Source organism: Streptomyces sp. NPDC044003 (assembly GCF_056435185.1).
The window spans coordinates 17,416-36,536 of the sequence record NZ_JBWKFA010000004.1; the positions used below are offsets into that span (position 1 = coordinate 17,416).

Sequence of the window (19,121 nt, forward strand, 5' to 3'; positions counted from 1 at the left end):
CCTGAGAGCCGAGGAGCCGACGGGGAGTCACGGTGCGGGTGTTCGGGCCCGAGCGGCCAGCAGGGGTTTGAGGGCGAGGGCGGCGCCGATGACGAACACAGCAGTGGCGAGGTAGATCAGCCCGAGGTGGCCGAGTGTGTCGAGGTGGTACGGATAGTGGGCGGGCAGGGCGACCGCCAGACCCACGACGGGTACGACGACGGCGGTGACGTACGCCCACAGCAGGCCCCGTCGCACGCCGAACCAGGCCAGTGCCGCCACGGCGAGTCCGGCCGCGGCGATGAACCCGGACACCGCGATGTGCAGGTGCGCGATGTACTCGTACAGGTCGGGGCTGAAGGCGCGGATGCCGTCCTTGGTGGCCCCGGCCTCGGCCCGGCCGACGCCGAGTTCCAGGAAGGAGCCGGTGAAGTTCCGCACGAAGAAGATCACCGCATAGGCGACGAACGCGATGCCGGCCAGTGCCATCAGGCCGGAGCCGAGTCGGAGTGTGCTCGTGGACTTCACGTCCGCGGCCTCTGTGGAGTGGTGGGCGATGGTGGTCATGACACGCCTCCAGGGGTGCCGGGTTTGACGGCGAGCAGGGAGACGCTCTTGACGCCGTAGCGGGTGCCGGCCTTGCGGGCCCGCTCGCTGAGGAAGGCGTACGGATTGGGGCGCGTGCGCAGGATGTGCAGGCCGGCGGCTTCGATGAGCTGCCGATAGGTGTCCTCCTGGGCTGCGCCGGCGATGCAGGAGGCCCAGAGGTCGGCCTGTGCGGTGATGGCATCGCTCAGCTGCCGTTCGGTGACGAGGTCGGCGACGGCGAGGCGGCCGCCGGGGCGCAGGACGCGGGCGGCGCCGGTGAAGACCCGCCGCTTGTCGGGGGCGAGGTTGATCACCCCGTTGGAGATGACGCAGTCGACGTCGGCGTCCGCGACCGGCAGGTCCTCGATACGGCCCTCCCGGAACTCCACCTGGTCGAAGCCGGCGGCCGCCGCGAGGCGGCGGGCCTTGTCGAGCTGGGCCGGGGTGAAGTCGACGCCGATGACCCGACCCGCCGGGCCGACGGCCAGCGCGACGCAGAAGACGTCCGTACCGGATCCGCTGCCCAGGTCGAGGACGCGCTCGCCCGGCCGGAGGGCCGCCAGGTCCAGGGCGTGGCCGACCCCGGCGAAGGAGTCGACGGCCTCGGCGGGGATCCGGTCGAGGAGGGCGGCGGGGTAGCCGAGCCGTTCGGCCAGAGACCGTCCCAGTTCGAAGTGGAAGGCACCGCCCGGTTCGGCGGCGACCTGCCGGTAGAGGTCCTTCACCTTCGTCTCCAGTTCCCGGATGTCCGGCACCCGGGTCAGCGGCTCGGTCATGGCACTGCCTCGCTTCCCGATTGCTTCCCCGTTGTCTCGGACGGACCGGGTCGCCGGTCTTATTGCATTCCGGGAAAATGCAATAAAGCGGGTGGCGGAAAGCGTCTGAGTGGTGTGGCATCAATGCCGGTCACCGAGACCCCGCGGCAGCGGGAAGACCTCCGGGAGCTGGTACGGAACCAGCTCCCGCGGCTGTACGCGCTCGCGCGCATGCTGGTGGCCGACGAGGCGGAGGACGCCGTGCAGGACTGCATGGTGAAGGCGTTCGAACACGCCGGGCAGCTGCGCGAGCCGGCGGCCGGTGCCGCATGGCTGAAGGCCATCCTCGTGAACTGCTGCCACGACCGGCTGCGGGCGAGGGCACGGCAGCCGGAACCCGTGGACTTCGAGGACGGAGAGACCGCAGGATTCTCCCTCTACCGGAAGATCGCCTACGAGGACCCGTTTCCGTACTCGGACTCCGTCCACCTCGACTTCCTGCAGAGTTTCAGCCGGGACGACGTACGGGCGGTGCTCCTGGGGCTGCCGGACATCTACCGCGTCCCGCTGATCCTGGTGCACATGGAGGGCTACCTGGCCAAGGAGACGGCCGCGCTGACGCGGGTCCCACTGGGCACCGTTCTCTCCCGACTGCAGCGGGGCCGCAAGCTCTTCGAGAAGGCCATGTGGGACTACGCGCAGGCCCACGGGCTACTGAAGGAGGACCGGCGATGATCAGCTGCTCCGAGGCGACCGACCGGCTCTGGGCGTACCTCGACGCCACCCTCGGACACACCGAGCGAGAGGCGCTGGAGGAGCACCTCACCCTGTGCCTGCGCTGCTGCGGAGAATTGGAATTCACGGTGGAACTGCGACGGTTCCTGGCCGCCTCGGGGCACGAGGACGTCCCGCCGGACGTGCTCGCACGGCTTCGGACCGCTCTGGAGGATCTGTGACCATGACCGGCGACCTGATGCACGGCGCGGAGATCAAGGAGCTGGTCCGCGACGCCTACCAGCACGTCCCGCCGACGACCGAGGCCGTCGCCCGTGCCCTCTACAGTCCGCAGGAACTCGCCGGCGTCCCCCGGTCCGCGATCACCCGCTCCCTTGGCGTCGCCAACCACCTGCGCCACGTCGACCTCCGCCTCGGCGACACCGTCCTGGACCTCGGCTGCGGCGGCGGGATCGACACCGTCCTGGCGGCCCACCGACTCGGCCCCGCCGGCCGGGTCATCGCGCTCGACTTCCTCCCGGAGATGCTCGCCCGCACCGCCGCCGCCGCGCGGGAGGCCGGCCTGTCCAACGTCGAGCCGCTCGAAGGCGAAATGGAGGCCATCCCCCTCGACGACGCCACCGTGGACGTCGTCATCTCCAACGGCGTGATCAACCTGTCGCCCCGCAAGGCACGGGTCATGGCCGAATGCGCGCGGGTCCTGCGTCCTGGCGGACGGCTCTGCTTCTCCGACCTCACCGTCCACCAGGAGGACCTGCCGCCCGAGATCCTCACTCGGCCGGCCGCCTGGGCCGGGTGCGTCGCCGGGGCCCTCGCGGAAGGCGATGTCGTACGCAAGCTCGAACGGGCTGGATTCCAGGACATCGAGATCCCCTACCGCCGACCCTTGAGCATCGACGACTGCGCTCTGTATCCGCTCTTCGACCCCGGCACCATCGCCCTCATGCGGCGCCTCGTGCCGCCCGAGAAGCACGGCTCCGTGGCCGTGGCGATCATCGTCCGCGCCCGCCAGGGGCACTGAGGTCAGACCCCCGCGTGGTGCCAGGGCGCATCGGGCCTGGTGAGGCGGGCGTCCACGGCGATGCGAAGCGCGTATACCGGGCGGCCCTTGTCGTCGGGCACGGGGCCGACGTAGTGGTGACCGGTCATGTGGCACCAGGCGGGCAGGTCGAGCGGGGCGGCCGGGTCCGTGGCGACGACGTGCACCACGGTGCCCGGCACGGCCCCGTCGATCTCCTTGCGGAGACGGAGCAGGAGGGTGACGCAGAGGAGGCCCGTGCCGTCGACGACGATGTCCGGGGCGGCCGGGGTGCGGGGCTCCGGAGAGTGGAAGGTCTCCGTCACAGCGCTGCAACCCCCTTGGTAAGCGCGGCCGCCGCGGTCGCGATGTCCTCGGCCGTGGTCCACCGCCCGAGAGACAGCCGGACCGCGCCGAGCGCCCGCGCCGGTTCGAGGCCCATGGCGGTCAGGACGGGTGAGGGGGTGTGGGCGCCGCTGTGACAGGCCGAGCCGGTCGATGCGGCGATCTCCTCGGTGGTGGCAAGGAGTTCGTGGCCGAGTACGCCGTCGATGCTGAGGTTGAGCGTGTTGGGGAGGCGCTCCTCCACCGGGCCGTTGAGGTGGACGCGGCCGGGGAGGGCTGCGGCGAGTCGCGCGTGGAGGTCGTCGCGCAGCGCGGCGACACGAGCCGGGGCACCGTCGGCGAGCTCCTCGGCCGCGATACGGGAGGCGGTGCCGAGGGCCACCGCCAGGGCCACGTTCTCCGTACCGGCGCGAAGGCCGCGTTCCTGGCCGCCGCCGTAGACGACGGGCTCCACACGTACGCCGTCGCGGACGTACAACGCGGCGGCGCCCTTCGGGGCGTACATCTTGTGACCGACGACGGTGAGCAGGTCGACACCCAGAGCCTCGACGTCGAGGGGGATCTTGCCCACGGCCTGGGCGGCATCGCAGTGGAACAGCGCCCCGTGCTCGTGCGCGAGGGCAGCGAGTTCGGCGATCGGCTGGAGGGCGCCGGTCTCGTTGTTCGCCGCCATCACCGACACCAGGACCGTCTCGTTGGTGAGGGCACCGGCCAGCGCCTTCGGGTCGACGAGCCCCTGCCCGTCGACGGGCATCACGGTCACACGGGCACCGTGCAGGCGTTCCAGTGCGCGGCAGGTCTCCAGGACGGCCGGGTGCTCGGTCGCCTGGGTGATCACGTGGGGGTGCGAGCGGCCGGAGGCCAGGACGGCGCCGCGCAGCGCGAGCAGGTCGGCCTCGGAGCCGGAGGCGGTGAACACGATCTCACCGGGCCGGGCGCCGAGGAGGGCGGCGACCTGGGTGCGGGCCTCGGCGAGCGCCCGGCGCGGCACTTCGGAGAAGGGGTGGTCGCTGGAGGGGTTGCCGAAGAAGTCGGTGAGGTGCGGCAGCATCGCCTCGGCGACCCGCGGGTCCACGGGCGTGGTGGCGTTGTGGTCGAGGTAGACAGGACCGTGGGCGAGTCCCGGGTGCCGTGCCGGGCTGTCGGCCGCGGCGCTCACGTGAGGGCCCTCGTGTCGACGGGCAGGTCCGCGAGACGCCACTCCACCATGCCATCGTGGAGGCGGATCGCCTGCCGTCCCCGCTCGGTGAGCATGCGTACGGCGTCGTAGGCCAGGACGCAGTATTCACCGCGGCAGTAGACCACGGTCTCGGTCTCCTCGGGCAGCTCGTCGATCCGCGCGGCGAGTTCGTCGACGGGGATCGACACGGCGCCGGGGATGTGTCCGGCGAGGCACTCCTCCACGGGCCGTACGTCCAGCACCACGACGTTGCCGGCCGCCACACGTGCGCGCAGCTCGTCGCGGGTCAGCTCGGCATCGGCGTCAGGGCCGAGGTAGGCGTCGCGGGCGGCGGGGACGGCGGCCTGGTGGCGGTCGGCGACCTTTCGCAGCAGGGCGAAGAGCTGGGCGACGTCGTCGCCGGCGAGCCGGTAGTGGATGCGGACGCCCTCGCGGCGGGTGGCGACGAACCCGGCCTGCTTGAGGGTCTGCAGATGCGCCGAGGCGGTGGTCAGGTTCAGCCTGGCCGCCTTCGCCAGGGCATCGACGGTGCGCTCGCCCTGGGCGAGCAGGTCAAGCAGTTCCAGGCGCTTTCCGCTGGCCAGCGCCTTGCCGCTGGCGGCGAAGGCGTCGTAGAGGGCGGCTTTGCTGCCGCTCGTGGTGGCATCCTGCATTGCTTCCTCCAAATATCCATGGATTACTGTAACTCATAGGCGGCCGCACAGTCCGCCCTCCTGGCTGTTCCTTTGGCTGTTCCTATGGAAGGACACGTGATGGGCTTCGCCGACGATCACCTCATCCCCCTGGTCGACCAGGGGCTGGGCAACAGTGCCTACCTGGTCGACCTGGGTGACGGCCGTGCGCTCGCGGTGGACGCAAGTCGGGATCTGCGGGCGCTGAAGGCGGCCGCCGCCCGGCGCGGACTGCGCGTGGCCTTCGCCGCCGACACCCACCTGCACGCCGACTTCCTCTCCGGTGCGCTCCAGCTCGCCCACGACGACGACGCCACCGTCCTGGCCTCCGCGGCAGGACGGCGGGCCTTCGACCACCGCGGTCTCGGCGACGGCGACGAGATCGATCTGGGCGGTCTGACGCTGCGGGCCCTCGCCACCCCGGGCCACACCGACGAACACCTCTCCTTCCTCCTCCTCGACGGCGGCCGGGAACTCGGGGTCTTCACCGGCGGCTCGATGATCGTGGACTCCGCCGCCCGCACCGACCTGCTCGGTCCCGACCGCACCGAGGAGCTCGCCCGCGCCCAGTACCGCTCCCTCCAGCGCCTGATCACCCTGCCCGATTCCACGGCGGTCTGGCCCACCCACGGCGCCGGGTCCTTCTGTTCGGCCGTGCGGAGTACCGAGCGCACCTCGACCATCGGCGGGCAGAAGCAGACCAACCCCCTCCTCGCCGCCGAGGACGAGGACACCTTCGTGAAGCAGCTCGTCGCCGGCCTGGGCAGTTACCCCGACTACTTCGATCGGCTCGCCGAGGTCAACCGGCGTGGCCCCGCCGTTCTGACCACGGCTCCACTGCTGTCCGCGCTCACTCCCGGACAGGTCAAGGCACTGCTCGCCGACGGCGCTCAGGTGGTCGACGTGCGCCCGGCGACCGACTACGCGGCCGGCCACATCCCCGGCTCCCTGTCGATCCCGCTGCGCGGCCAGTTCGCGACCTGGCTGGGCTGGCTCTTTGCGGACACCGCCCCGATCGTCTTCGTCACGGGCGACCACCAGGACTTGTCGGAGGTCGTCTGGCAGTCGTACAAGATCGGCTACGAGCGCCTCTCCGGGCGCCTCGCGGGTGGCATGGCGGCCTGGCTCGCCGACGACAACACCCTGACCAGCACGGAGTTCCTCACCCCCGATCGAGCCGGGAACCGCCCCTACGTCGACGTGCGGCAGGACGGGGAGTTCACCGCCGGGCACGTCCCCGGTGCGTTGAGCATCGAGCTCGGCAGCCTCGCCGCTGCGGCCTTCGACACTCCGGAGGGCGCAGTCGTGGCCTGCGGTCACGGCGAGCGCGCCATGACCGCGGCGAGCGTCCTGGAGCGCGCCGGTCACACAGATGTCGCCGTCCTCGACGGCGGAGCGGCCGACTACGCCGCCGCCCACGACCAGAAGCTCGTCGAGGGAACCGGGGACACGTCGTCGTGAGTGCCGCACCCTCCACCCTGGCGACCGACGCGCACGGGCAGCCCGTGCGTCTCGGCCTGCGGGAGAACTGGCTCCAGTTCACCCTGCTCGTCATCGTCAACATCTGCGTCGGCGGCCTCGTCGGCCTCGAACGCACCACCGTTCCGCTCATCGGTTCCGAGACCTTCGGTCTCACCAGCGACCTGGCCGTCTTCTCCTTCATCATCGCCTTCGGCGTCACCAAAGCCCTCACCAACCTCGCCGCCGGCGCCCTGACCGCCCGCTTCCGCCGCAAGCAACTCCTCGTCACGGGCTGGCTGATCGGCATACCCGTCCCCTTCGTCCTCGCGTATGCACCTTCCTGGGGCTGGATCGTGGCGGCGAACGTGCTGCTCGGCCTGAACCAGGGCCTGACCTGGTCGATGACGGTCAACATGAAGATCGACCTCGTCGGCCCGGCCCGCCGCGGTCTCGCCACCGGCCTGAACGAGGCCGCCGGGTACACCGCCGTCGGCGTCACCGCCCTGCTCACCGGCTACCTCGCCACGTCCTACGGCCTGCGCCCGGTCCCGGAGTTGATCGGTGTGGTGTTCGTCGTCGCCGGACTGGCCCTCGCTCTGGTGGTCCGCGACACCGCCGCGCACGTCGCCCTCGAACTCGCCCAGCACGCGAGGCCGCTGCCCAGCGACGAGGACACCGGCCTGAAGGCCACGTTCACCCGCACGTCCTGGCGCAACCGCTCCCTGCGCGGCGCCAGCCAGGCGGGGATGGTCAACAACCTGAACGACGGCCTCACATGGGGTGTCTTCCCCCTCCTGTTCACCGATCACGGCCTCGGCCTGGCCGCCGTCGGCCTGATCAAGGGCCTCTACCCGATCCTGTGGGGCCTCGGGCAGATCCCCACCGGCCACCTCGCCGACCGCATCGGCCGCAAACCCCTGATCGTGTACGGGATGCTCGTCCAGTCGGTCGGCTTCGTCCTCGCCCTCACTCTGCTCGACCGCCCCCTGCTCGCCGGAGTCCTCTCCGCCGTCTTCCTGGGCCTCGGCACCGCGATGGTCTACCCGGCCCTCATCGCCTCCATCTCGGACCACGCCCACCCCGCCTGGCGCGCCAACGCACTCGGCACGTACCGCTTCTGGCGCGACATCGGCTACGCCGCCGGCGCCCTCGTCGCCGGGATCCTGGCCGACTGGCTCGGCCTGAACGCCACCGTCATCGCCGCCGCCGTCCTCACCGCCGCCTCCGGCCTCCTCGCCGCACGCTGGATCACCGAACACCGTCCCGCCGGCCGGTGACCGCCGGCAAGCCCCACGGAGGTGAACTTGCCGTCGGGTCGTTTGTGCAGCCAGCCGCGGTCGGCCAGCTTCGTGAGCTTCCCGCGCAGTGGCTCCAGCTTGCCCCTCACCCCGGTGTCCAAGCCCAGCACCTCGCCGATCTGCCGGGTGGAGACCGGGCCTCCGGCCTGCCGCACGGCGGTCAGGATGCGCTGGTACTCCGCCGGCAGTGCGGACTCAGCCACCCCCGGCCCACGGTCCGGGACCAGCCGCACCGCCCGCCCCGCCACCTGGACCACCGGCGACCCGGCCTCCGTTCGCTCGTCGGCGAGTTGCTCGCTCATTCGCTGCCACACCCGCTCGGCCACGGCCAGCTCATCCCGCTCAGCTCGTACCTCCGACAGCTGCTTGACCAGCTGCTCTTCGAGTCCGTCCAGCTCCGCTCGCCGCGCGGCGATCCGCTCCAACCCCTCGGGATCCATCATGGGCGGAGCGTAGGAGCGGCACCCGCGACGACGGACGGGAATCCACAAACCCACTCCTGCCAGACGATCTACACCCCAGACTGCCGCCCACGACCAGCACGAGCACCCCGAACCGGCGCCACACCAGCACCCTGACCAGCTACTTCAAGATGGCGCAGCTTCATTGATCTGGCTCACCCGCAGGGCCGCAAGGAACTGCGCAGAGCCATAGGCGCCGTCGAGTACCCGGCGGCGGCAGGACTGACCCTGCCCGCGGCGCTCGACAACGCGCCAGACTGCCACTCCCAGGCCGTTCGCCCGGTATCACCGGCCGATCTCGCGGGCCGGTTCGGCGGACTTCCACAGCGGATGCTCACGCTCGGCCCAGCGACGGTCCACCGCACCGGTGCGCATGCCCCTCCGGGCTTCCGGATCCCGCAGTGCCATCGTGACGTGGGCGACCAAGGCCGCCGTGACGGCCGCGGCTCCCCAGTCGTGCACGAAGGTCGCGCCCGTCCGCCATGGGAGCGGTGTGAGACCGGTGAACCACATCGCCAGTCCGGTGCAGAGCATCACCAGCATGGACCCGAGCGTCCACTGGGCGTACAGCTTCTGTCCGGCGTTGAATTTGCCCGCGGGGCGCTCGGGCAGACGTCGGCGCACGGCTCGCAGCCATGCCCGGTCGGCCGGGACGAACCGGCTCAGCAGGACCGCGTCGGCGCGGACCGCCCTGAGGGCGAGCCCGCAGAGCAGGGGAACGGGGAGCGCCGTCCCGCACCAGACGTGGACGGTCACCACCGCGCGCCGGTTGCCCACCAGCTGGGCCAGGGGCGGGAGATACAGACACGCGGCGGTGGCCAGGCACGTCAGCATCAAGGCGGCGGTGGTCCGGTGGACCCGGCGCACCGCGCGGTCGAAGCGGATCAGGCGGTCAGACGGTGGCGGCATCGTCACGTCCGTTCGACGAGCCGACCCAGGCGTCCGTGTCGTAGCCGCGTTCTTCCCAGTAGCCCGGCCGGACGGTGTCGGTGACGGTGATTCCGGACAGCCACTTGGCCGATTTGTAGAAGTACATGGGTGCGACATAGAGGCGCACCGGGCCGCCGTGGGCGTGGGAGATCGGCGCGTCCTTGAGCCTCAGGGCGATCAGTACGTCGTCCCGCCGGGCCTGCTCCAGGGTGAGGCTTTCGGTGTAGACGCCGTCGAAGCAACTGAACCGCACCGCGCGCGCCTCGGGCCGTACCCCCGCCGCTTCGAGGAGGTGTGCCAGCGGTACGCCTCCGAAGGGGGTTCGCGGCACGCGCCAGCCCGTCACACACTGCACGTCGTGCACGATCCTGCGCTGCGGCATCGCCTGGAGGTCGGTCAGCCGGTACTCCGCGGGGCGCTCCACCAGCCCGTCGACCCTGAGGGTGTACGTGGCCGGTCCCCGTTTCGCGACGGACGAGGTCACGGAGTAGTACCGGAAGCCGCCGGATCCGGGCAGCAGGGCCGTCAACCCGCTCGGGTCCCGGCTCGTCACCGCCTCCTGCGCGCGCTGGAGGCGGGGCCCCGCCACCACTCCGGCCGCTCCCAGACCGAGGATTCCCAGTACGACGCGCCGGCCGACCGGGGTGCCCCGGCTCTCGTGATTGTCGTCATCCATGGCGCCGATTCGATCAGGCGGACCACGGCGACTGCCAGGGCCGACGGCCATCCGTCAGGCTTTCGTCATCTCTCGCCCGGGCGGTGGCGCCACCGGCGCGCCGCCCGCCGGGACGCCGCCGCTCACGGACCGCCCCGAGGGTCAGTCGCCGGACACCCCGGGGAGGCCGGTGGTGAGCCCGTCCAGAGCATGTCCGCACGAGCACGCGCGGACGACCGGGTGCTGTTCGAGCGCCTTGAACAGCACCGTGCGCAGCCGGTCCACATTGCGGGCGAACACCTTCAGCACCTCGGCGTGGGTGACTCCCGCACCGCTCTCCACGCCGGCGTCGAGGTCGGTGACGAGGGCCAAGGAGCTGTAGCAGATCCCGAGTTCGCGGGCCAGCGCGGCCTCGGGATGCCCGGTCATCCCCACCACCGACCAGCCGTTGGCCGCGTACCACCGGGATTCGGCGCGGGTCGAGAAGCGCGGCCCCTCGACGACGACCAACGTCCTGCGGTCCACCTGTTCCCACGACATGTCCCGGGCGGCCTCCATCGCCGCCCGCCGGCCCGCCGCGCAGTACGGATCGGCCATGGACACGTGCACCACCTCCGGCATCGAGCCCTCCGGCACCGGCACGCCGTCGTAGAGCGCGGTAGTGGATCACGTGCGGTGGGATGCGATGGCCACGTCCGTGCCGAGGCAGGAACGCCACGCGGCGCCCCGCGACCTCGCCCACGAACAGCGCGTCGCTGGGAGGCCCGTACGCGGTCTCCACCTGAGCTTCGGTCACGTCGTCCAGCAGCTCCCGGAGCCCCGTACTCGGCCGGGAACGCCAAGGTGACGGAAGTCTTACGGCGCGGCGCGGCCCGCTCCGGCCGGCGCGTGGTGTCCGTAGCGTGCCGGTCATGCGCGTACTCGTCACAGGCGGAGCCGGATTCATCGGCTCACACATCGTCATCGCACTCGCCGAGGCCGGTCACGAGCCGGTGGTTCTGGACTGTCTGCTGCCCGGCGCCCATCCCGTGGCCCCCGAGCCTCCGGTCGCGGAGTTCCTTCAGGTCGACGTCAGGGATGCGACGCCGCTCCGGGCGGCGCTGCGCGGCGTCGACGCGGTGTGCCACCAAGCCGCCATGGTCGGCCTCGGCAAGGACTTCGCGGACGCCCCCTCGTATGTGGGCTGCAACGACCTCGGCACGGCGGTACTGCTCGCGCAGATGGCGGAGGCGGGCGTGCGGCGGCTGGTCCTCGCCGGGTCGATGGTGGTGTATGGGGAGGGCCGCTACGAGTGTCCCCGCCACGGACTCGTCCGGCCGGGGCCCAGGCTCCCCGACGACCTCGCGGCGGGGCGATTCGAACCGCGTTGCCCCGCCTGCGGCTCCGACCTGACACCCGGCCTGGTGGGGGAGGACGCGCCGGCCGATCCCCGCAACGTGTACGCGGCCACGAAGCTGGCCCAGGAACATCTGACAGCGGCGTGGTCCCGCGCGGGGGGCGGGACCGCCGTGTCGCTGCGCTATCACAACGTCTACGGCCCCGGGATGCCGCGCGACACCCCGTACGCCGGCGTGGCCTCCCTCTTCCGCTCGGCGCTCGCCCGCGGCGAGGCCCCCCGTGTCTTCGAGGACGGCGGTCAGCGACGGGACTTCGTCCATGTGCGGGACGTGGCCGCGGCCAACGTCCTCGCCCTGGAGGCCGCCGACGAGCTGCCGGCCGGCGCCCTCACCGTGTACAACGCCGGCAGCGGCGACCCTCACACGGTGGGCGAGATGGCAACAGCCCTGGCCCGGGCCGACGGCGGCCCGGAGCCGCTGGTGACCGGCGAATTCCGGCTCGGTGACGTACGGCACATCACCGCCGACTCGTCCCGGCTACGGAGGGACCTCTGCTGGCAGCCGGGAGTCGGCTTCGCCGAGGGCATGGCGGAGTTCGCCCGTGCGGAGCAGCGGGCCTCGGCGGCGCTGCGCTGACCGGGCTCAGCCCGCCGCGGCGGGAAGCGTGACCTCGAAGCGGCAGCCGCCGGGGACGTTGCACACCTCGGCGCGGCCCGCGTGGGCCTCGACGATGCCGCGGACGATGGCGAGGCCCAGGCCGGCACCGGCGGGCGGGGTGCGGGCCTCCGTGCCGCGCCAACCGGTGTCGAAGACGCGGGGCAGGTCCTCGTCGCGGATGCCGCCGCAGCCGTCGGTGACCGACAGCACCACCGCGTCGTCGCGGCGTTCGGCGGCGACCGCGACCGTGCCGTCGGCCGGGGTGTGGCGGATCGCGTTGACGAGGAGGTTGGCGAGGACGCGGGTCATCTCCTTGCCGTCCACCTCGACGGGGACGGCCTCGACCTCCTCCCCCACGAGCCGGACCCCGTGCTCGCGGGCGAGCGGGTCGGCTCCGCTCAGGGCGTCGCCCACCAGGTCGTACACCGAGACGCGGCTCGGGCTGAGAGTCAGCGCACCGGCATGGATGCGGGACAGCTCGAAGAGGTCGGTGACCATGGCGTTGAGGCGCTCGACCTCGGTGCGGATCTGCCGGTGGTAGCGGGCGGGGTCGGCGGCCACGCCGTCCTCCAGTGCCTCCGCCATGGCCCGAAGCCCGGCGAGCGGGGTGCGCAGGTCGTGCGAGATCCAGGCGACGAGCTCGCGACGCGAGGCCTCCAGGGAGCGCTCGCGCCTCCGGGATTCGTCGAGCTTGGCACTGGTGGCGGCCAGTTCGCGGGTGAGGGCGGCGAGTTCGGCGGTGGCGGTCCCGTCGGGGGCGGAGAAGCTGCCGCCGTCACCGAAGTCACGCGTGGCGCGGGCCAGCGCCCGGCTGCGGGCCACGACCCACCGACCGAGAACCAGCGCCGTGCCGAGCGAGACGAGACCGGCCATCGCGGCGACGACGGTCACCACCCACAGGTCGTGCCCCGACAGGAACATCGCCTGGGCGACCGCGAGCGTCCCGGCGAGCATGGCCGTCACGGTGACGGCGGCGACGACGGTGAGCGAGACCGCGACCGAGCGGTGGCGCACCACCCGCAGGACTGCCGCTCCGGCCAGACCGGCGCACACGGCGCCGGCCAGGGCGAACGCGGCGATGAGGAGCACGTCCTTCACGCCGCCCCCTCCTCATGGCCCGCTTCGAAGCGGTAGCCGACGCCCCACACGGTCTGGATCAAGGTGGGGTGGGCCGGGTCGTCCTCGATCTTCGACCGCAGCCGGCGGACGTGCACCGTGACGGTGGACAGGTCGCCGAAGTCCCAGCCCCACACCCGCCGCATCAGGTCCTCCCGGGTGTGCGCCGTCCCGGGGTGCTCCAGGAGGTACGCCAGCAGATCGAACTCCCTCAACGTCAGGGCGATTTCGGCTCCCTGCCGGGTGGCCCTGCGGGTGGTGGGGTCGACGACGAGGTTCGCGGCCCGCAGCGCCGGCCGGGCGGCAGCCCCGGCCGCCGCCCGGCTCCTGCGCAGTACGGACTCCACGCGCAGCACCAGCTCACGCGGACTGAAGGGCTTCGTGACGTAGTCGTCCGCGCCCACCTCCAGGCCGGTGATCCGGTCCTCCTCGTCGCCGCGCGCCGTCAGCATGATCACCGGGACCGGCCCGGCGGCGCGCAACCGCCGGCACACCTCCAAACCGTCCAGGCCCGGCAGCATCAGGTCGAGCACCACCAGTACCGGCCGGCGTTCTCCGGCCCGCCGCAGGGCCTCGGCGCCGTCGAAAGCATGCTCGACGACGAATCCGGCACGCTCCAGATAGCCGGTGACCACCTCGGCCACCGTCGGGTCGTCGTCCACCACCAGGATCCGGCTCTCCGGGCCACCGCTCTCACTCATGCCCGACAGCGTCGCATCCCTCGCCCGTCCGGCGACGGGCGCCCCAGGGCGTCAAGGGGTGATGTCCGCGTTTCGTAAGGACTTCCGCGGCCTCGATCCGCCTCGCGCTTCCTACGGTATGACGTGTGACCCCCATGACCGTAGACGTCGTCCTTCCCTGTCTCGACGAAGCCGAGGCCCTGCCCTGGGTCCTCGCCCGCATCCCCGCCGGATGGCGGGCGATCGTCGTGGACAACGGCTCCACCGACGGATCGGCCGCGCTCGCGAAGAGCCTCGGTGCCGTTGTCGTCCACGAACCCCGGCGGGGCTTCGGCTCCGCCTGCCACGCCGGACTCCTCGCCTCCGACGCCGAGTTCGTCTGCTTCTGCGACTGCGACGCCACACTCGACCCGGGCTTGCTGCCAGGCCTCGTCAAGGCGGTGGCGGAAGGCACGGCGGATCTCGTCCTGGGCCGTCGTCGTCCCACCGAACACGGCGCCTGGCCCACCCACGCCCGGGCCGGGAACCGGGCGCTGTCCTGGCTGCTCCGCCGGCGCACCGGGCTGCGGCTGCACGACCTCGGGCCGATGCGGGCCGCCCGCCGCGAGGCGCTCCTCGGGCTCGGACTCACCGACCGGCGCAGCGGCTATCCCCTGCAGATGGTGGTGCGGGCGGCCGACGCCGGCTGGCGGGTGAACGAGGTCGACGTGCCGTACCTGCCTCGATCGGGCCGGTCCAAGGTCACCGGCACCTGGCGGGGCACCTGGCAGGCCGTGCACGACATGCGCAAGGTCCTCGACGAACCCGCGCCGGCCCCGGAACCGGCGGGCGGTGTCCACCGGTGACCACCCTGCTCGTCATCGCCAAGCAGCCTCTGCCCGGCCGGGTGAAGACCCGGCTCACTCCCCCGTTCACCCCGGAGCAGGCCGCCTCCCTCGCCGAGGCGGCGCTGGCCGACACCCTCGCCGCCGCGGCCCGGGTGCCGGCCTCGCGGCATGTGCTGGTCCTCGACGGCAAGCCCGGTCCGTGGCTGCCGCCCGGATTCGAGGTCGTGCCCCAGGCCTCGGGCGGGCTCGACGAGCGGCTCGCCGCCGCGTTCGCCGCCTGCGCCGGGCCCGCCCTGCTCATCGGCATGGACACTCCGCAGGTCACCCCGCAGCTGCTGACCCCTGCCCTCGACGGGAAGCACTGCGGCGCCTGGTTCGGCCCCGCGGCCGACGGAGGCTTCTGGGCCCTCGGCCTCGCGTCCCCCGACCCCGCCCTGCTGCTCGGCGTACCGATGTCGAGGCCCGACACGGGGGCCGTGCAGTACGAGCGGCTGCGCGCGGCCGGGTTGCGCGTCGGCACCCTGCCCACTCTGTGTGACGTGGACACCGCCGACGACGCCCGGCAGGTGGCGGCCGAAGCGCCCAGCACCCGTTTCGCCGCCCGGCACACCGCGCTGACCGGCACCAGGGCGGGAGCGACCACGTGACCACGACGACGGCCTGGCGCTCCGACCCGTACACCGACGCCCTGCGGGCCGGGCGCGGCCCGCTCTTCCTGCGCCGGGACGACGGATGGCTGCTGCCGCTGGAGGTCGAGCGCTGGTGCGAGGCGCCCGACCGGGCCGACCGCTCCGTCCTGAAGCGCTGCCGGGGCGCGGTCCTCGACGTCGGCTGCGGCCCGGGCCGGCTCGTCGCCGCGCTCGCCGCAGAGGGCCGGCGCGCACTGGGCATCGACATCAGCCCGGCGGCGGTGGCCCGCACCGTACGGCTTGGCGGGACGGCCCTGTGTCGCTCGGTCTTCGACCCCCTCCCCGCGGAAGGCCGCTGGGACACGGCGCTGCTCATCGACGGCAACACCGGAATCGGCGGCGACCCGGCCGCCCTGTTGCGCAGGCTGCGGGAGGTTGTGTCCCCTGCCGGGACCGTCATCGCCGAATGCGTGCCCATGGACGTCGACGAGCGCTGCGAGGTACGGGTCGACGACGGCCGGGGCGGCCGGGGGGCGCCGTTCTCGTGGGCCCGGGTGGGCAGCCGTGCACTGGCCGGGCACGCGGCCAGTGCGGGCTGGGCCGTCTCCGGGCGGTGGACGGTGGCAGACCGCCCCTTCCTCTCCCTTGTGCCCCAGAGTTCCCTCGTGCCTCACTCGTCGCCGGTGATACGCCTCTGAGGACGCGCCCGCCACCGTCGTACCAGCGCCACGGCGCCCGCCACGAGGGCCACGGCCACGAGCACGAGCACGAGGTTGCGTCCGTACGGGAGCGGCAGCGCCGAAGGGTTGGGCGGTTCCCCCGGCCGTACGAGCAGCGGGAGCGTCACCAGGACCACGCTCCCCGCGACGACCAGCGCCCCGCGCAGCAGACCCCGCGCGCGGCGGCCGACGATCAGCAGTCCGACGCCGAGGACGAGCGGCGCGAGGATCCCGTCGTGCAGGACCAGCGCCCCGGCCAACCACACCAGCACACCCCACGGGTCCGGCTCGACCGCCACCAGCCACGCCCCGAGCCCGATCAGGACGAGCCCGAGACCGCCGACCGCATACCGGAGCACACTCACGTTCCTCACAGCACCTCCAGGCGGTGCACCCACTTGGTCTGCAGCACCCCGGGCCGATTAGGGGCGATGATCCGGGCCGGGAAGCCGTGGTCCAGGGAGAGGGTCCGGCCGTTGAGGGTGAGTGCAAGGAGGGTGAGCGGGTCGTCGGCGTACGCGGCGCCCATCTCCATCACCCGGTAGGCGCCGCTCACTTCCAGCGAGGTCACCCGCAGAGCCGCCGTCCCCGGCCTTCCGCCGGCCCGCGCCAGGAGCTCTCGCACGCGTACCCCGCCCCAGTCGGCGTCGACGCTCCAGCCCTCGACGCAGGCGATCGGCAGTCGGACACCCACCTGCGGCATCGCCCGCAGCGCGGCGAGCGTGAGCGTGTACGGACGCGGGCCGACGACCTCAAGGCGCCACTCCTCCAGTCCGCCCGCCGAAACTCCGGCCGCGGCGGCAGTACGGTTCACCGGCAACCCTTGCGGGCCATGGTCCGGATGCCGGGGCGCGAGCAGGTCGAACGCGGCCAGTGGGGTGAAGGACTGACCTACCGTCGTCAGCGTCACCACACCGACCGCGCCGCCCGTGGCGAGGAGCAGCGAGCGCCGGTCGATGCCGTCCTCAGCAGGCAGCACGAGCGTCCCCGCCGAGCGCCGACCCCAGTGGTCCCTGATCTCCGGGGCCTTGACCGCGATGTGCAGCAGGATCGAGCCGGTCACCACCCAGGCGACGGCGAAGTGGACCGGGACGAACGAGAAGGGCCACGGGTACCACTCGACGATGTTGAGCAGCCCGGTCAGCACCTCGAAGACCGCCGCGGCCACCAGCACCGCGACGGACAGCCGCTCCAGGGCGTGGCGCACCGACCGGACCGGTGGCCACACGAACAGCCGCGGGTACACCGCCCACAGCTTGACCAGGAGCAGCACGATCGCCGCCAGTCCGGTGGCGACGTGCAGGCCCTGGTTGAGCGCGTAGCCCCAAACCGGCCGAGTGGGCAGACGATCGGCGAGCCAGTCGGGCGGACGCTGGAGGTAGTGGCTGACGAGGCCGGTCGCGAGGCAGACGGCGAAGGCGAGGCCGAGCCACCGGCCGACGGCGGTCGCCGTGCGGGCGTCGTGCAGCCGGCCGCGGAAGGCGGGAGGCCGGACCGCGGGCAGCGCGAGGCGCGGCCTGGGCAAGCGGAAGGTCATGCCGTCCATCACACCGCCGTGAGCCGCCCCGTGGACGGTCCGACACCTTACGAAACCCGAACGCCCCGAAGGGTCGCCCCCTCGCGGGCCGCTCACGCTGCCAGGCTGCGCCCATGACCCGCACCCGTTCCGCCGTCGTCGTCACGTCCCTGCTGCTCACGTTGCTGGCCGCGGCCCTCGTGACCCTGCTGGGCGGGGACACGCTCGGAGTCGACTTCCTGGCCGGATACGCGGTCACGTGGGCCCTCTTCGCGCTGTGCATGGTCGCCCTGCGCAGGGTTCCCGCCCGTGCTGCGCTCCCGCTGATCCTGGTCGGGTCGGTCGTGGTGGCTGCCACGGGTCTGGTGGCGCCGCCTCGTACCAGTACGGACTCCTACCGGTACGCCTGGGACGGGCGGGTCCAGGCCGCCGGCATCTCCCCGTACGACCACACGCCCGCCGACTCCGCCCTGGTCGGCCTGCGCGATCTCTGGCTCTTCCCGGACCGCGCGACCTGTGCCGAGGGCCGTGATCTGGCCCCTCTCGCCGACGGCTTGTGCACCCGGATCAACCGGCCCGCCGTCCACACCATCTATCCGCCGGTCGCCGAGGCCTGGTTCCTCGCCGTCCACGCCCTCTCGCCGTCCGGCGTCCGCCACAAGACCCTCCAAATGGGCGGCATCGTCCTCGCCCTGGCCGTGACCGGCCTGCTCGTCCTCGCGCTGCGCCGCCGGGGCGATCCGCGCCGGGCGGCCTGGTGGGCCTGGTGTCCGGCCGTCCCGGTGGAGGGCGTGAACAACGCCCATGTGGACGTCCTCGCGGTCCTCTTCTCCGTCGCCGCGCTGGTCGTGGTGGTGCGGCGGCGGGTGGCGGGCGGAGTGCTGCTCGGTCTGGCGATCGCCGCGAAGCTGCTGCCCGTCCTGCTGGTACCGGGTGCACTGTCCGGCGTACGACGGCCGCGCAGGGCGCTCGCGGTGCTCGCATCCGCAGCCGGCACAGTCGGGGCGCTGTATCTGCCGTACGTCATGCTCTCGAACGGCTTTGTCCTCGGCTATCTGGGCGGCTACACGGAGGAGGAGGGCTACGACGACGCCGGCGCGGGCGGCCGGTACGCATTGTTGCGGCTCGTGCTCCCCGACGCCTGGGCACTGCCCGCCGCCCTGCTGGGCCTGGCGGCGGTCTCCGTGCTCGTCGTGATCCACGGAGATCCCGAACGCCCCTGGCGGGGCGCCCTGGTGACGTTCGGAACGGCGCTCCTCCTGCTGACCCCCGGGTACTCCTGGTACGCGCTGTTGCTCGTCGCCCTGGTGGCGCTCGACGGGCGCTGGGAGTGGCTGGGCGTCGCCCTCGCCGGGGCGGTGGCGTACCTCGCGGGCACCGTGGCCGGGGAGGCCGCCGTGACGGCGGCGTATGGTGCGGCGGCGGCCGCGGTGCTTGCGGGGTGGTGGGCGAGGCGGCGCCCCGGAGCGCGCGGGGCGTGCTCCGGGGCGCAGGTTCACGGGTCGGTCAGCGGCGGGCGACCGTGAAGGCGCACCAGGCCGTCCACGCGGAGGCGGTGTCGCCG

General features: G+C 72.6%; 21 protein-coding genes and 1 pseudogene. 10 read left to right on the forward strand and 12 right to left on the reverse strand.

Annotated features, from left to right (window positions below; translation table 11 throughout):
- Positions 1–27 precede the first annotated feature (27 nt).
- A complete protein-coding gene (locus AC07AW_RS17175) occupies positions 28–546 on the reverse strand; it encodes a hypothetical protein (protein ID WP_478816294.1) in 519 nt (172 codons plus the stop codon).
- Positions 543–1,343: a methyltransferase domain-containing protein gene (locus AC07AW_RS17180; RefSeq protein ID WP_478816295.1), complete on the reverse strand. Its 801-nt coding sequence runs from the start codon at positions 1,341–1,343 to the stop codon at positions 543–545. Before AC07AW_RS17180 ends, AC07AW_RS17175 begins: the two co-directional genes overlap by 4 nt.
- A gap of 123 nt (positions 1,344–1,466) precedes the next feature.
- Between AC07AW_RS17180 and AC07AW_RS17185 the strand changes: the two genes are divergently transcribed.
- The 3 genes from AC07AW_RS17185 to AC07AW_RS17195 are packed head-to-tail and all read left to right on the forward strand — an operon-like array spanning position 1,467 to position 3,078.
- Entirely contained in the window at positions 1,467–2,057 is a 591-nt protein-coding gene (locus AC07AW_RS17185) for an RNA polymerase sigma factor (protein ID WP_478816296.1), read from the forward strand.
- Positions 2,054–2,278 (forward strand): zf-HC2 domain-containing protein, encoded by a 225-nt coding sequence (locus tag AC07AW_RS17190; RefSeq protein ID WP_478816297.1) that lies wholly within the window; start codon positions 2,054–2,056, stop codon positions 2,276–2,278. Before AC07AW_RS17185 ends, AC07AW_RS17190 begins: the two co-directional genes overlap by 4 nt.
- Before the next feature lie 2 nt (positions 2,279–2,280).
- Positions 2,281–3,078 (forward strand): methyltransferase domain-containing protein, encoded by a 798-nt coding sequence (locus AC07AW_RS17195; RefSeq protein ID WP_478816298.1) that lies wholly within the window; start codon positions 2,281–2,283, stop codon positions 3,076–3,078.
- Between the two features lie 2 nt (positions 3,079–3,080).
- Here AC07AW_RS17195 and AC07AW_RS17200 read toward each other — a convergent pair whose 3' ends face one another.
- Genes AC07AW_RS17200 through AC07AW_RS17210 form a run of 3 tightly spaced genes read right to left on the reverse strand, consistent with a single transcriptional unit; the run spans position 3,081 to position 5,253 of the window.
- Positions 3,081–3,401 (reverse strand): sulfurtransferase TusA family protein, encoded by a 321-nt coding sequence (locus AC07AW_RS17200; protein WP_478816299.1) that lies wholly within the window; start codon positions 3,399–3,401, stop codon positions 3,081–3,083.
- On the reverse strand, positions 3,398–4,579 hold the full coding sequence (locus tag AC07AW_RS17205) for a cysteine desulfurase family protein (RefSeq protein WP_478816300.1): 1,182 nt from the start codon (positions 4,577–4,579) through the stop codon (positions 3,398–3,400). Before AC07AW_RS17205 ends, AC07AW_RS17200 begins: the two co-directional genes overlap by 4 nt.
- Positions 4,576–5,253, reverse strand: a complete 678-nt coding sequence (locus AC07AW_RS17210; protein WP_478816301.1) for an ArsR/SmtB family transcription factor — start codon at positions 5,251–5,253, stop codon at positions 4,576–4,578. The genes AC07AW_RS17205 and AC07AW_RS17210 overlap by 4 nt, the downstream gene beginning before the upstream one ends.
- Before the next feature lie 84 nt (positions 5,254–5,337).
- Here AC07AW_RS17210 and AC07AW_RS17215 point away from each other — a divergent pair, with 84 nt between their 5' ends.
- Positions 5,338–6,732: an MBL fold metallo-hydrolase gene (locus AC07AW_RS17215; protein ID WP_478816302.1), complete on the forward strand. Its 1,395-nt coding sequence runs from the start codon at positions 5,338–5,340 to the stop codon at positions 6,730–6,732.
- Positions 6,729–8,009 carry an MFS transporter gene (locus AC07AW_RS17220; RefSeq protein WP_478816303.1) on the forward strand — a complete coding sequence of 427 codons (1,281 nt, stop codon included), beginning with the start codon at positions 6,729–6,731 and terminating at the stop codon, positions 8,007–8,009. Before AC07AW_RS17215 ends, AC07AW_RS17220 begins: the two co-directional genes overlap by 4 nt.
- Positions 8,010–8,776: 767 nt before the next feature.
- Here AC07AW_RS17220 and AC07AW_RS17225 read toward each other — a convergent pair.
- From AC07AW_RS17225 to AC07AW_RS17235, 3 genes and pseudogenes are all read right to left on the reverse strand, one after another.
- Entirely contained in the window at positions 8,777–9,400 is a 624-nt protein-coding gene (locus AC07AW_RS17225; RefSeq protein WP_478816304.1) for a cytochrome b/b6 domain-containing protein, read from the reverse strand.
- On the reverse strand, positions 9,384–10,097 hold the full coding sequence (locus tag AC07AW_RS17230; protein ID WP_478816305.1) for a molybdopterin-dependent oxidoreductase: 714 nt from the start codon (positions 10,095–10,097) through the stop codon (positions 9,384–9,386). Before AC07AW_RS17230 ends, AC07AW_RS17225 begins: the two co-directional genes overlap by 17 nt.
- A 141-nt stretch (positions 10,098–10,238) precedes the next feature.
- Positions 10,239–11,004 (reverse strand): annotated as a pseudogene (locus AC07AW_RS17235) (phosphorylase family protein).
- Between AC07AW_RS17235 and AC07AW_RS17240 the strand changes: the two are divergent.
- Positions 10,988–12,049, forward strand: coding sequence for an NAD-dependent epimerase/dehydratase family protein (locus tag AC07AW_RS17240; RefSeq protein WP_478816306.1), 1,062 nt, complete (start codon positions 10,988–10,990; stop codon positions 12,047–12,049). The pseudogene AC07AW_RS17235 and the gene AC07AW_RS17240 overlap by 17 nt on opposite strands.
- A gap of 6 nt (positions 12,050–12,055) precedes the next feature.
- Here the strand turns inward: AC07AW_RS17240 and AC07AW_RS17245 are convergent, their stop codons facing one another.
- Positions 12,056–13,168, reverse strand: coding sequence for a sensor histidine kinase (locus tag AC07AW_RS17245; protein ID WP_478816307.1), 1,113 nt, complete (start codon positions 13,166–13,168; stop codon positions 12,056–12,058).
- A complete protein-coding gene (locus tag AC07AW_RS17250) occupies positions 13,165–13,887 on the reverse strand; it encodes a response regulator transcription factor (protein WP_478816308.1) in 723 nt (240 codons plus the stop codon). The genes AC07AW_RS17245 and AC07AW_RS17250 overlap by 4 nt, the downstream gene beginning before the upstream one ends.
- 134 nt (positions 13,888–14,021) lie before the next feature.
- Here AC07AW_RS17250 and AC07AW_RS17255 point away from each other — a divergent pair, with 134 nt between their 5' ends.
- The 3 genes from AC07AW_RS17255 to AC07AW_RS17265 are packed head-to-tail and all read left to right on the forward strand — an operon-like array spanning position 14,022 to position 16,020.
- Positions 14,022–14,711: a glycosyltransferase family 2 protein gene (locus tag AC07AW_RS17255; RefSeq protein WP_478816887.1), complete on the forward strand. Its 690-nt coding sequence runs from the start codon at positions 14,022–14,024 to the stop codon at positions 14,709–14,711.
- Entirely contained in the window at positions 14,708–15,340 is a 633-nt protein-coding gene (locus AC07AW_RS17260) for a TIGR04282 family arsenosugar biosynthesis glycosyltransferase (RefSeq protein WP_478816309.1), read from the forward strand. The genes AC07AW_RS17255 and AC07AW_RS17260 overlap by 4 nt, the downstream gene beginning before the upstream one ends.
- Positions 15,337–16,020 (forward strand): class I SAM-dependent methyltransferase, encoded by a 684-nt coding sequence (locus AC07AW_RS17265; protein ID WP_478816310.1) that lies wholly within the window; start codon positions 15,337–15,339, stop codon positions 16,018–16,020. The genes AC07AW_RS17260 and AC07AW_RS17265 overlap by 4 nt, the downstream gene beginning before the upstream one ends.
- Here the strand turns inward: AC07AW_RS17265 and AC07AW_RS17270 are convergent.
- A complete protein-coding gene (locus AC07AW_RS17270) occupies positions 15,993–16,406 on the reverse strand; it encodes a hypothetical protein (RefSeq protein WP_478816311.1) in 414 nt (137 codons plus the stop codon). The genes AC07AW_RS17265 and AC07AW_RS17270 overlap by 28 nt on opposite strands.
- 5 nt (positions 16,407–16,411) lie before the next feature.
- Positions 16,412–17,578, reverse strand: coding sequence for a molybdopterin-dependent oxidoreductase (locus AC07AW_RS17275; protein WP_478816312.1), 1,167 nt, complete (start codon positions 17,576–17,578; stop codon positions 16,412–16,414).
- Between the two features lie 113 nt (positions 17,579–17,691).
- On the opposite strand from AC07AW_RS17275, the gene AC07AW_RS17280 reads away from it, so the two are divergent.
- Complete coding sequence (locus tag AC07AW_RS17280) at positions 17,692–19,083, forward strand: glycosyltransferase 87 family protein (RefSeq protein WP_478816313.1); 1,392 nt, start codon at positions 17,692–17,694, stop codon at positions 19,081–19,083.
- Positions 19,084–19,121: the final 38 nt, after the last annotated feature.